General features: G+C 49.7%; 11 protein-coding genes and 1 pseudogene. 7 read left to right on the top strand and 5 right to left on the bottom strand.

Annotated features, from left to right (window positions below):
• Positions 1-37: 37 nt before the first annotated feature.
• The gene (locus tag CAP31_RS00060) at positions 38-337 is read right to left on the bottom strand and encodes a hypothetical protein (protein ID WP_087445663.1); all 300 of its coding nucleotides are present in this window, start codon (positions 335-337) and stop codon (positions 38-40) included.
• Between the two features lie 301 nt (positions 338-638).
• On the opposite strand from CAP31_RS00060, the gene CAP31_RS00055 reads away from it, so the two are divergent.
• From CAP31_RS00055 to grxD, 7 genes are all read left to right on the top strand, one after another.
• The gene (locus CAP31_RS00055) at positions 639-1763 is read left to right on the top strand and encodes an NAD(P)/FAD-dependent oxidoreductase (RefSeq protein ID WP_087445662.1); all 1125 of its coding nucleotides are present in this window, start codon (positions 639-641) and stop codon (positions 1761-1763) included.
• Positions 1760-2242: a hypothetical protein gene (locus CAP31_RS00050; protein WP_087445661.1), complete on the top strand. Its 483-nt coding sequence runs from the start codon at positions 1760-1762 to the stop codon at positions 2240-2242. The genes CAP31_RS00055 and CAP31_RS00050 overlap by 4 nt, the downstream gene beginning before the upstream one ends.
• A complete protein-coding gene (locus tag CAP31_RS00045) occupies positions 2242-3864 on the top strand; it encodes an ATP-binding protein (protein WP_087445660.1) in 1623 nt (540 codons plus the stop codon). The genes CAP31_RS00050 and CAP31_RS00045 overlap by 1 nt, the downstream gene beginning before the upstream one ends.
• Positions 3861-4136, top strand: a complete 276-nt coding sequence (locus CAP31_RS00040) for a hypothetical protein (RefSeq protein WP_087445659.1) — start codon at positions 3861-3863, stop codon at positions 4134-4136. Before CAP31_RS00045 ends, CAP31_RS00040 begins: the two co-directional genes overlap by 4 nt.
• 37 nt (positions 4137-4173) lie before the next feature.
• The gene (locus tag CAP31_RS00035) at positions 4174-4857 is read left to right on the top strand and encodes a fumarylacetoacetate hydrolase family protein (protein ID WP_087445658.1); all 684 of its coding nucleotides are present in this window, start codon (positions 4174-4176) and stop codon (positions 4855-4857) included.
• Between the two features lie 143 nt (positions 4858-5000).
• Positions 5001-5249 carry a BolA family protein gene (locus CAP31_RS00030; RefSeq protein WP_087445657.1) on the top strand — a complete coding sequence of 83 codons (249 nt, stop codon included), beginning with the start codon at positions 5001-5003 and terminating at the stop codon, positions 5247-5249.
• Positions 5250-5264: 15 nt separating this feature from the next.
• Positions 5265-5582 carry a Grx4 family monothiol glutaredoxin gene (grxD, locus tag CAP31_RS00025; RefSeq protein WP_087445656.1) on the top strand — a complete coding sequence of 106 codons (318 nt, stop codon included), beginning with the start codon at positions 5265-5267 and terminating at the stop codon, positions 5580-5582.
• 94 nt (positions 5583-5676) lie between these two features.
• Here the strand turns inward: grxD and CAP31_RS00020 are convergent.
• The 4 genes and pseudogenes from CAP31_RS00020 to dnaA all read right to left on the bottom strand — a co-directional run bounded on the left by CAP31_RS00020 (position 5677) and on the right by dnaA (position 12205).
• A pseudogene (locus CAP31_RS00020) lies at positions 5677-6657 on the bottom strand (IS3 family transposase).
• Between the two features lie 410 nt (positions 6658-7067).
• Entirely contained in the window at positions 7068-9464 is a 2397-nt protein-coding gene (gene gyrB, locus CAP31_RS00015; RefSeq protein WP_087445655.1) for a DNA topoisomerase (ATP-hydrolyzing) subunit B, read from the bottom strand.
• Between the two features lie 74 nt (positions 9465-9538).
• A complete protein-coding gene (gene dnaN, locus CAP31_RS00010; RefSeq protein ID WP_087445654.1) occupies positions 9539-10645 on the bottom strand; it encodes a DNA polymerase III subunit beta in 1107 nt (368 codons plus the stop codon).
• Between the two features lie 222 nt (positions 10646-10867).
• Positions 10868-12205, bottom strand: a complete 1338-nt coding sequence (dnaA, locus tag CAP31_RS00005) for a chromosomal replication initiator protein DnaA (RefSeq protein ID WP_087445653.1) — start codon at positions 12203-12205, stop codon at positions 10868-10870.
• Positions 12206-12270 lie beyond the last annotated feature (65 nt).

Below are 12270 nucleotides of genomic sequence, written 5' to 3'. Positions count from 1 at the left end.
GCGTGCCTGCCGACTTCATGCCGACATAGTGCTGCGTTCAGCGTACGACGATCTGGATGTCGATATCCCGGCTTAACCAGCCTACCGTGATGGCGTGGAATGCCGCGTAATCGGCTTCATCCCAGATCAGGCACAGCAGCGCTTCCCGTTCGCTGAGTAATTCGACGCCGCGGAACAGTTTTTCGCTGGCCTTTGCGCAATCCTGCGGATCAACGCCGTGGCGGGCAAAGACGATGGTGGCAGCGACAATTCCGCTGTCTATACTTTCCGGCGAGGCAATCCAGGCGTCCTGGCCTTCGATACGGATCATTGCTGGTTTTTCAAGAGTGGCTTGCATTTTAATCTCCTAGGGTCAACATGCGTATGCATGCCTGGCGCAACAGCATAAACCATGCCATTAACGGCAGATCCCATGCATGGCGGAGAATGGCGGTCTACGCGTTGCAACGATGCAACAATTGCCGCATCTATCCTGTATGTTTTGTCGTAAAGGCTACAGCTGCAGCGTTGCTGCATTTTGCGTGGCGCGAGGCAAATCGCCGCTTCAAACCAGCAAACCGCGTACTTCGCGGCGTAACGCTGCAACGGGGAACGATATTTGCTGACGCTCTCATATATTCGATATCCGGGGACGAACCATGCTGGGGATAGCAATCATAGGCGGCGGTCTGAGCGGGCTGGCTTTGGCCCGCAATCTGCAACAGCAGGGGCGCGACTTCGCCGTGTTCGAAGCGCGCGAGCGGCTCGGCGGACGCATCCTGAGCGTACCAGTCGACGATATGGCGCTGGATCTCGGCCCGGCCTGGTTCTGGCCCAAAACGCAGCCGCGCATTCATCGTCTGGTAGCGGAGCTGGGACTGGAAGCTTATGCGCAGCACGATCAGGGGACGGTATTAAACCTGAGCGATCCCGACAAGGCGCCACAGCCGTATTCGACCGGCAGCATCCACGATGGCGCGCAGCGTCTCGCAGGGGGGATGGGCAGCCTGATAGAGGCGCTAGCCGCCACCTTGCCCGCCGATGTACTGCACTTGGGGCATACGCTGATCGCCGTGATTCGGCATCGCGACCACGTCGAGCTGCATTTTCGTTGCGGTGACAGCGTGCAGATGATTGTGGCGCGCCGGGTGGTGCTGGCCGTGCCCCCACGCTTGCTGGAAGAGCGGGTGTGCTTCGAGCCGCCACTGGACGAAGCGCTGCGCCAGAGCATGCGTGCGACCTATACCTGGATGGCCGATCAGGCCAAAGTGCTGGTCACTTATGCGCAACCGTTCTGGCGTGCCGCAGGCCTAGCCGGCAATGCTTTCGTTGAACATGAACAGGCGATGCTGTACGAAACTTTCGACGCCTGCGACGCTGCTGGCGACAAGGCTGCACTGGGCGGTTTCATAGCGCTGTCACCGGCGCTGCGCCTATCGTTTCAGGCAGGCATGCCAATATTGATTTCCAGTCAATTGGTGCAGTTGTTCGGCCGCGAAGCCGATGACGGTACCCAGCATGTACAGGACTGGGCCACCGAGGTTTATACCAGCAGCACGCTGGATCAAGTCCCGCCCGGCAGACATCCGGCCTACGACGACCCGGCGCTGCGCCGGTCATGCTGGGATGCCAGGCTGTATTTCTGCGGTTCCGAGACGGCGAGTTATGCCGCCGGATACATGGAAGGCGCGCTGGAGGCAGGCGAGCGTGTCGCATACATGCTTAACGCCGAGAACAATGCCGCATACAAATCATCACCAAGCACATACGGGAGAAGTTTATGATTTACGTCGTCGAATTTCCCGAGCAGGGAAAAGCCCATGCGTGGTTCGCCTTCGAACAGCAGGATCTGCTGCACAAAATCTATGCGACCGATACGCGCAAGGAATGGGAAATATTCGACGTGGTAACCGCACGCGAATTGATCGAACTGCTGGGCAAGACGGCAGACACGCCCGATGCACGCGACGAGTTCCCGGCAATTTGCAGCCTGGGCGACGAACACGGCTGGGATACGCCGCTGTACCGGGCGGACTATCTGCTCGGCGACGGCGTATTCCAGGCCGAGGCCATCACTGAAACCGATGCCTGCGTTGCTGCGCTGGCGCGACGCACACAGGCGTACAAGATTTACTGGTCGGACACGCAAGCTACCGCAGCGCTGGAAAGCGACCCGGTGTTCGACGGTTCTGCCGGATACTGGGCGCGAGACGCATTGCGTGGTCAACTGGTCGCGCTGGAAATACTGGAAGGCATAGAGTAATGAAGCTGCAGATAGAGCGGCCTTACATCGAGGCCATGATCGATGCCTTTCCCGGGCTGGAACCGCTGAAAGGGCAGCTCAAGTTCGGTAATAAGGTCGAGGTCTTGTTCAGCCAATTATCGGATACCGAACTGGGTTTCCTCGGCAATCTGTACCAGGCGGCGGAGCTGGAAATGCTCATACCGGCGATTGCCGATTACCTGATGACGAATGCAATACGCGGCTGGCTGTTTACTGCCAACGCCACCAGTAAACCGTTGCCGTACGTGGTTACCCGTCTCGACTTTACGCCGTCATCGAACGACGAGACCGGCAAAGTGATGGTCGAACTGAAAGCCAATACCAAGGGCACCATCACCATGGCGACGTTTCGCATCGGCGCAGGCGATATCGACGGCAAAACCATAGCTGAAATTTTTGCCAGTAAAGGTTACCTGAAAGAAACGCCCGAACTCGTCGATGCCTATAATGAAACGGCGGCGCGCTATTTCGACTGGCGCGCGCAATACGGTGCGCAGTTTTCCGGTCAGGGCACCGGCTTTTATACCGACGATCCGAATTCCTCGCGCCGCAATACCGACTGGTCACGCAAGGACGTGGTAGTGCTGTCAAGCAGCGGCGGCACGGCGCGGCTGGTCAACGACGAAAGCATACTCACTTCGCGTATTTTAACTTTGGAAGTCACGGGCGACATACTGGGCTCGTACCTGAACAAGGCGGCCAAGAGCAACAAGTACGAAGCTGAAGATGAAGCCAGGGAATCGCAGGCGGCGATACCCAAGGGCCTGTTTTGCCAGCTCCCGGTACACGCCTACATCCTCATGTTCCATCTCGAACTGCACCATTATCTGTGGGTACATGTCGACGACATGATGCCCTACCAGTACCAGCCCGCGCTGAAACAGAAGCTGATCCTGCCGCAGGAACAGACCGACCTCATCGACATACTGACCGCCGAAATGGACGTGCTCATGGACGATATCGTTGCCGGCAAATCGGGCGGTACTACGGTGCTGTGCGCCGGGCCTGCCGGAGTCGGCAAAACGCTGACTGCTGAAGTGTATTCCGAAATCATCCAGCGCCCGCTGCACTGGGTACACTCCGGCCAGCTCGGGCTGAACGTCGCATCGATGGAAACCGCGCTCAAGGAAGTGCTGACCCGCGCCCCAGCGCTGGGCGCGGTAATGCTGATCGACGAAGCCGACGTCTATATCAAGCGCCGCGACGACAATATGACCATGAATGCGGTGGTCAGCGTATTCCTGCGCGTGCAGGAGTATTTCAACGGTCTGCTGTTCCTGACCACCAACCGTGTCGACGACATCTACGAAGCCATCGTCTCGCGCTGCATCGCCATGACCAAGTTTTACCCGCCGCAAAGCGATGCGCGGCGCAAGATCTGGCAAATGATGACCGAACAGTTCGGGCTGGACGTGGATGCCGCCTTGATCGACGCGCTGGTCGACATGTTCCCGTGCGCCACCGGTCGCGACATCAAGGGCCTGGCCAAGCTCACCGCCAAATTCTGCCACCAGAAACAGGTCGCACCGAGCGCGGAAGCCTTCATGCGCTGTTCGGTATTCCGGGGCATGGATTTCGGGCGGGTTGCGGCGCAGGCATGAAGCCGGCAAATGAAGCGACAGCAGCGTCGCGCTTTTACGTCGCGGAAATGATTACCCATAATTTCATCTTCAAAGGCGTAGATCGCAACAAGGAAGATGCGAGGACGGCGTTGCTGAATGCGTGGACGGCACACCGTACCGCTTTGCTGGCACAATATCCGGAACGCACCGCTTCCATACCGGAAGCCGGCAAAATGGAACAGCATTTCCGTATCTATTATCTGGAATTCGACATGGATGCAGGTTATCGCGGCAATGACAGGCTGATGTGAACTGCTTTCGAAATGATTATTTAAGAGGTTGGATTAAATGAATTACGCTTTCACCCCCGCTCCCGTCGTCAGTATTCCGGCCATGTCGAGCGATCCGTTCCCGGTGCGTCGCATTTATTGCATCGGCCAGAATTATGCTGCGCATATGCAGGAAATGGGCGGCGATACCGAGCGTGAAGTGCCGTTTTTCTTTACGAAACCGGCTCAGGCCATCCTGCCCAACAACTCGGTGATGCCTTACCCGCCTGGCACCAGCGACCTGCAGCACGAAGTCGAACTGGTCGTCGCCATGGCTATCGGTGGCCGCAATATCCCGCTGGAAAAAGCCAACGATTATATTTTCGGCTACGCCGTCGGCCTCGACATGACCAAACGCGACGTGCAACGCGTCGCACGTGGGCAGGGACGGCCCTGGGACATCAGCAAAGGCTTCGATTATTCAGCACCCTGCTCCGCGATCACGCCGGAGTTCTACACGGGCGTGATTGCCAAAGGCAAAATCGAACTGAAAGTGAACGGTCAGGTACGCCAGAGCAGCGATGTCGGCGACATGATCTGGAAAATTCCTGAAATCATCAACTATTTGTCGCAACAGGTCGAGCTGTTTCCCGGCGATCTGATTTTTACCGGCACGCCGGCGGGCGTCGGCGCCGTGGTCAATGGTGACGTCATCGAAGCTACTGTCGCCGGGCTGGAACCGCTGATCGTTACCATAGGTTAATCAAAGGACAGGCGATGGCGGTTACTCGCTGGTCGCCGGCATGAATCTGGAAAAGAACACCAATGGCTTGCCGGATGAGGTGATACTGTTTCCAGATATGAACGAGTAGTTTTACCACAGCGTACCCAATTGAAAGGATCAAGATGCTGACAGCGAACGAAATAAAAGGTTACATCATGAACGGCCTGTCCTGCGATCACGTTGAAGTGCTGGGCGACGACGGCCAGCACTTCGAGGCAATCATCGTCAGCCCGCAATTTACCGGCAAAAGCAAAGTGCAGCAACACCAGCTGATTTATCAGGCGCTGGGCGACCGCATGCAGGCGGAAATCCATGCCTTGGCCATACGCACCTTCACGCCCGAAACCTGGGCACAATCGACTACCCGCTAATTCAGGAGCAATAAAATGAGCACACAGGAAAAAATACGCACTCAAGTCACCGCCAATCCCATCGTGCTGTACATGAAAGGCACGCCGCAATTCCCGCAATGTGGCTTTTCCGGCGTCACCGTGCAGATTCTGCAGGCCTGTGGCCTGAAGGATTATGTCACCGTGAACGTGCTGGCTGACCCGGAAATCCGCGACGGCATCAAGGCGTATGCCAACTGGCCGACCATCCCGCAGTTGTACATCAAAGGCGAGTTTGTCGGCGGTGCCGATATCGTGCGCGAGATGTTTCAGCAGGAGGAGTTGCAGAAGATGATTGAGGCAGCTGTGGGGTGATGTTTGGAATAAGGTAAAAAAACTGGATCAGTGCTCGGGTTTGAGAGAAGTGGCTCAGTTCATTTGAACAACTTTTCAGCGATTTTAAGTGGAATCACTGCTGACGTTCACGTGCCAGTTTAACTGTCGGCAGCATCACGGCATAAACCTCATCAGGCGTTTTTCTGCCCAGGCTGGCATGCGGTCTTGCCCGATTGTACCAGTCCAGATAGTGCATGATGGACGATCTCGCATCACTCACCGAGTCGTAGGCATGCAAATAAACCTGCTCGTATTTGACTGACTTCCACAGGCGTTCGACCATGACATTATCCCGCCATGCGCCACGCCCGTCCATGCTCAGTTTGCATCCCTGTTCTTTGACTGCCTGCACGAACTCCAGCGCGGTAAACTGGCTGCCCTGATCGGTGTTGACGATTTCCGGCGTACCATGCTTGTTGAAAGCTTGTTGAAAGCTTCTTGCAATACATCTACCGCATGGCAGGCTTCCAGTGTAATCGCCACCTTGGCTGCCATGACCTTGCGGGTAGCCCAATCCAGTACGGCAGTCAGATACACGAAGCCGCCCGCCATGGGATATAGGTCGTATCCAGCGTCCACACCTGATTAGCATGCCGGATATCCCGTTTGCGCAGCAGGCAGGGATAAACCTGATGACCGGGATGTTTCCTGCTGGTGCCGGGTTTCTAGTAGAGGGCTTCCATGCTCATGCGTTTCATCAGCAGCCTGGCCTGACGGCTGATCGATAGTTTGTGATTGGCGGCGATCATCGTTTTGCGCTCAGCAATCCCGCCTTGGTGAGCGTACTGTCTAAAAAATCATTCTCCAGTGTCAGCTGCCCGATCTTGGCATGCAGCACCTTCAGATCGACAACGGGTTCAGCCGTTGCGCCGGCAGCGCCGCCAAACACATCGGCAGCCCGTTCGCCAAGCTGGCGCTTTCACTCCGTGATCTGGTTGGGATGCACTTCAAATCGCTGCGCCAGTTCGGCCAGCGTCTTATCGCCTGCCAGCACTGCCAGTACCACCTTGGCCTTGAATGCCGGTGAGTGCGTTCGTCTCGTTTTCTTTACCATGGCCTGCTCCATTCTTTGCCCTTTCGGGCATTGTATGTCAGCAGTTCATCCACTTAACATACTGTTCAGACTTTCTGGACCACTTCTAATATGGAACAATAAGCCAAGAAGTACGCGAACCTTTGAATTATGGCAATAACCAAGCCTAACTCACAAGCAATGCGTTCAATGGTTATAATTCAAATCTTTAAAGATCAGTATGGCAATTTTAGGATTGCCATACCACTTGATTGAAACAGTATCTTTGGGTATCGACTAGTTAAGAAACAACAAACCGCATCTCACCGGGAATAGCCCCATAAATAATGGGGCCTAAGAAGCTTCTGCCACTCCAAAATGATAAACCACTAAAATTCCCACAAAATCTAAACGAATGGGAAAAATCTAAACTCTGATGGGAACCTACAGTTTTATACATCCAAGTTTCTGACACCTAGCGCATTGGTTTCAATAAATGCGCGGCGTGGTTCGACTTGGTCACCCATAAGAGTTACGAAAATTTCATCTGCGCTAATGGCATCTTCAATTTGAACCCGCATTAAACGGCGCACTGTCGGATCCATCGTGGTTTCCCACAATTGGCTTGGATTCATTTCACCCAAACCTTTATAACGCTGTATCGCCAATCCGCGCTTGACTTCATTAAGCAACCATTCCAGCGCTTCTTTGAAGCTGGATACCGGCTGGAATTTTTCTCCCCGTACAGCTTTGGCCCCGGGGGCCAATAATCCTTGCAAAACCTGACTGGTTTCACGGATCTGTGCGTAATCTCCGCTTTGTACAAAATCGGCATCCAACCTGGTAACTTGTATATTGCCGTGATGACGCCGATTAATCTTGAGCGAATAGGTTTCGTTTTCGATACTGTAATCGACTTCTATGTTAACCGCCGGATCCTGGATTGCCGCTATTAATATTTTGGCAGATTGTTCCGCATCGGTCTGAGTAGCCAGCGATATAGGCGCGATATCCATTAGCGTATGCATGACGGCACCGTCAATGACACGACTCATGCGTTCTATCACCGCTTCGGCCAGCAAATAGGATTTGGCAATGTTTTCCAATGCCGCGCCGCTGATCTCTGTACCGCCATGCTCTGCGGTAATCAATCTTGTTTCTTTGGTCGCTTCCGCCAACAAGAACGCTTTCAGCTCATGCTCGTCTTTTAAATAGCGTTCGGTTTTACCGTGTTTTACCTTGTACAAAGGCGGTTGCGCAATGTAAATATGTCCCCGCTCCACCAATTCCGGCATCTGACGATAGAAAAACGTGAGAAGCAAGGTACGAATGTGCGAGCCGTCTACGTCCGCATCAGTCATGATAATGATACGGTGATAACGTAATTTGTCCGCGTTATATTCATCTTTACCGATACCTGTGCCCAATGCGGTAATCAGTGTCGCTATTTCCTGGCTGGATATCAGCTTGTCAAACCGCGCCTTTTCCACGTTCAGTATCTTGCCTTTGAGCGGCAGGATAGCTTGAAACTTACGATCGCGCCCTTGTTTGGCTGAGCCGCCTGCGGAATCACCCTCGACCAGATAGATTTCCGAAAGAGCAGGGTCTTTTTCCTGGCAATCCGCCAGTTTTCCTGGCAATCCCATGCCATCCAATACGCCTTTACGTCTGGTCATTTCCCGCGCTTTACGCGCGGCATCGCGTGCGCGAGCGGCGTCGATAATCTTGTTGACAATAATCTTGGCATCGTTGGGATTTTCCAATAGAAATTCGGTAAGTTTCTGGCTGACAATTTCCGATACGACTGGCTGAACTTCGGATGAAACCAACTTATCTTTGGTTTGCGAAGAAAATTTCGGTTCCGGTACTTTCACCGACAATACGCAAGTCAAGCCTTCACGCATATCATCGCCAGTAGTATCTATTTTGGCTTTTTTTGCAAATTCATTTTGTTCAATATACTGGTTTAGCGTACGCGTCATGGCAGTTCGCAAACCTGTAAGATGACTACCACCATCACGTTGCGGGATGTTATTGGTAAAGCACTGCACAGTTTCGGCATAAGAATCATTCCATTGCATAGCGACTTCAACCGTCATCCCGTCTTTTTCACCCGTCGCATAAAATATATGAGGATGCAAAACTGATTTGGAACGGTTCATGTACTGTACGAATCCCTGAACGCCGCCCGAGAAAGCGAAGTTCTCGCTCTTGCCATCACGCTGATCAATTAGCTCAATCTTTACCCCGTTATTCAGAAATGACAGTTCACGTATGCGTTTCGCCAAAATATCGTAATGAAACTCAATGAGGCCGAACGTTTCTTTCGATGCAAAAAAATGCACTTCGGTACCATGACGATCGGATTTTCCTGTTTCAGCTAAAGGACTGACTGCTTCCCCCTGACGGAATTCCATCTGATAACTATAGCCATTTTTCCAGATACGTAATTTCAGCCAATCTGACAAGGCATTGACTACTGAAACACCGACTCCATGCAAACCGCCAGAAACTTTATATGAGTTCTGATCAAATTTTCCGCCCGCATGCAATTCGGTCATGACGATTTCAGCTGCTGAACGCTTGAATTCGTCATCCTGTTTGATATCTACAGGAATGCCACGTCCATTATCGGTAACGGATACTGAATTATCAGCATGAATGACGACTTTAATATCATCGCAATAGCCCCCTAATGCTTCATCAATAGCGTTATCCAATACTTCAAATACCATATGATGCAAACCAGTACCGTCTGACGTATCACCTATATACATACCAGGGCGTTTACGTACCGCATCCAACCCTTTTAATATGCGGATACTATTCGAATCATATTCTTTATTCATATAGATACACTCAATTCATGATTATGTTTCACGTGAAACATTAGATAACAACAAGCTGCGATAATTATTAAAAGTTAAATACGCATAGGCATTATAACGTATTTGTAATTCGCATTATCAGGAACCGTCATTAGCATGCTGCTGCTGGCGTCTCCAAAATGACAGTTTATCTTTTCGGTAGTGAGATGATTTAATGCATCGAGCAAATACGATACATTGAAGCCGATGTCCAATGGGGCACCCAGATAATCGACTTCGATTTCATCCTGAGCTTCTTCCTGTTCATTATTGTTGCAAACGATCTTCAGCTCATTGTGTCCCAGAACCAATCGTACGCCACGGAATTTTTCATTGGATAAAATGGCCGCGCGTTGTAATGCTTGCTGTAATGGCAATCTGTCTGCAGTCAGAATATTGGTATGCGTAGTCGGAATGACGCGATTGTAATCCGGGAATTTTCCATCAATTACTTTTGAAATCAACTGGATATTACCAATATCAAATTTAATTTGATTTTTGAAAATGGTAATGGTGACCGATTCCTCAGTGTCGACCAGTAATTTCGTCAATTCCAATATCGTTTTACGCGGAATTATAATTTCCTGTTTACTTGCCGATTCATTCAAAGTATCAGCTGCCAGACATAATCTGTGTCCATCTGTGGCAACTACCGTAATTGCATTGTTTTCCAATACCAATAACATGCCATTTAAATAATACCGGATGTCTTGCTGTGCCATTGCGTATTGAACCATGGAAATCAGATTTTTCAATGTTTTTTGGGCGATTTTTATATGGTTATCTGCATCAACACCGGTTTCGATGGTTGGAAAATCCTGAGCAGGCAATGTTTGCAGGTTAAATCGGCTTTTACCGGATTTAATTTGCAGCTGATTATCGTTGGCTTCCAACGAAATAATTGCTTTATCGTTAAATGCACGACAAATATCTACCATTTTTTTGGCCGCTACTGTAATTGCGAAATCACCTTCAGTTGAAGTCGTTTCTGTAATCATCTTTATCTGGATTTCAAGATCCGTAGCCAACATTGATAACTGATTGTGATTTTTTTCAATCAGTACATTCGAAAGAATGGGCAAGGTATGTCTTTTTTCAACTACCCCAGTAACGGTTTGCAAAGGATTGAGCAAAGCATCTCGATTAGTTTTTAGTAATAACATATATAACCTTAATAACAATAATAAGAGAGTTCAATTTTTAATGACAAGTCATTATTTAACTTTATAAACAATACTTTATTTGTATTTTTAATATGTTGATAAAGTGCGATAGCAATGTTAAGTAATTGTGGATAACTTTTCAAAAGTGTATAACTTTGCAGTTATCCACATTATATGTTCAGGTTATACGTATTTTGAGTTGCAATTCCAATTATGTACATATTAACTTGTAAGTACTTGAAGTAATAAAGCATATTCGCGGTTTATATTGGCATCTTCTTCTTTTAATTCGGTTACCTTGCGACAGGCGTGTAATACGGTAGTGTGATCTCGGCCGCCAAAGGAAGAGCCAATATCAGGCAAACTCATACTGGTTAATTCCTTGGCCAGGGACATGGCAATTTGTCTTGGCCGTACTAGCGCACGTGTGCGTTTTTTGGAATGCATATCGATAATTTTTATTTTATAAAAATCAGCAACGGTTTTCTGTATGTTTTCAATTGATATCTGGCGGCTTTGTACGGCGAGCAAATCCTTGAGCGCTTCTTTTGCAGATTCCAATGTAATTGGTCTATTGGAAAACCGGGCATACGCAAAGACGCGTTTAAGCGCGCCTTCAAGTTCTCGAACGTTTGAACGTACCTGTTTTGCAATAAAAAAAGCAATATTTTCTTCTAACGCAATGCCTTCAGCCATCGCTTTCTTTAACAGGATGGCGACTCGCATCTCCAGTTCGGGAGGATCTATTGATACAGTCAATCCCCAACTAAAACGTGATTTCAAGCGGTCTTCCATGCCTGCAATTTCTTTGGGGTAGGTATCGCAGGTAATGATTAATTGTTTTTTTGCTTCAATCAGGGCGTTGAATGCGTAGAAAAATTCTTCTTGTGTACGGTTTTTACCGCTAAAGAACTGGATATCGTCGATCAGCAGCAAATCCAAAGAATGATAATGACGCTTGAATTCATCAAAGGTTTTATGCTGGTAGGCTTTAACAACATCCGAAACGTAATTTTCCGCATGTATGTAACTGATTCGCGCATCCGGATTATTCGCATGAACATAATTTCCAATTGCTTGAATCAAGTGCGTTTTTCCTAAGCCAACGCCGCCATAAATGAATAATGGGTTGTAGGCTGTACCGGGGTTTTCTGCGACTTGAATTGCCGCTGCACGGGCTAACTGGTTGGCCTTACCGGTAACCAGTGTATTAAAACTGAATGCAGGATTAAGGCGTTTGGGCGGTTCTTTTTTTGGTGAGACGATAACCGAATCAACTGTAATGGCAACGGATTTATTTGGATTATCAGTCTGGTTTTTGGTGGTGGTATCAATTCCGAGATTGATGGTTGTTGAAGCGCCAAAATAATCCAGTGCGAGTTCTTCTATCCGCGTTAAAAATTTATCCTTAACCCAATCCAGTACAAAACGATTTGGGGCCATTAAGCTCAATTCGTTATTATTTACGATGGGTTTTAATGGTTTTATCCAAGTGTTGAATTGCTGAGCAGGGAGCTCATGGGCGAGTTTGGATAGGGAATCTTGCCAAAATTCATTCATAACGTAATTTCAAAATTTGTTAACCAATAAATAAAATATAAAGTTATTTTATATAACTTGAAAAA

It is taken from the genome of Sulfuriferula sp. AH1 (assembly GCF_002162035.1).
Lineage (GTDB): Bacteria > Pseudomonadota > Gammaproteobacteria > Burkholderiales > Sulfuriferulaceae > Sulfuriferula.
The sequence above is the reverse complement of the archived record's forward strand: the minus strand, read 5'-3'. Positions and strand labels throughout refer to the sequence as shown.

Coding starts and splice junctions, on each gene's coding strand:
- CAP31_RS00060 (WP_087445663.1), bottom strand. CDS start 337: ATGCAAGCCACTCTTGAAAAACCAGCAATGATCCGTATCGAAGGCCAG.
- CAP31_RS00055 (WP_087445662.1), top strand. CDS start 639: ATGCTGGGGATAGCAATCATAGGCGGCGGTCTGAGCGGGCTGGCTTTG.
- CAP31_RS00050 (WP_087445661.1), top strand. CDS start 1,760: ATGATTTACGTCGTCGAATTTCCCGAGCAGGGAAAAGCCCATGCGTGG.
- CAP31_RS00045 (WP_087445660.1), top strand. CDS start 2,242: ATGAAGCTGCAGATAGAGCGGCCTTACATCGAGGCCATGATCGATGCC.
- CAP31_RS00040 (WP_087445659.1), top strand. CDS start 3,861: ATGAAGCCGGCAAATGAAGCGACAGCAGCGTCGCGCTTTTACGTCGCG.
- CAP31_RS00035 (WP_087445658.1), top strand. CDS start 4,174: ATGAATTACGCTTTCACCCCCGCTCCCGTCGTCAGTATTCCGGCCATG.
- CAP31_RS00030 (WP_087445657.1), top strand. CDS start 5,001: ATGCTGACAGCGAACGAAATAAAAGGTTACATCATGAACGGCCTGTCC.
- grxD (WP_087445656.1), top strand. CDS start 5,265: ATGAGCACACAGGAAAAAATACGCACTCAAGTCACCGCCAATCCCATC.
- gyrB (WP_087445655.1), bottom strand. CDS start 9,464: ATGAATAAAGAATATGATTCGAATAGTATCCGCATATTAAAAGGGTTG.
- dnaN (WP_087445654.1), bottom strand. CDS start 10,645: ATGTTATTACTAAAAACTAATCGAGATGCTTTGCTCAATCCTTTGCAA.
- dnaA (WP_087445653.1), bottom strand. CDS start 12,205: ATGAATGAATTTTGGCAAGATTCCCTATCCAAACTCGCCCATGAGCTC.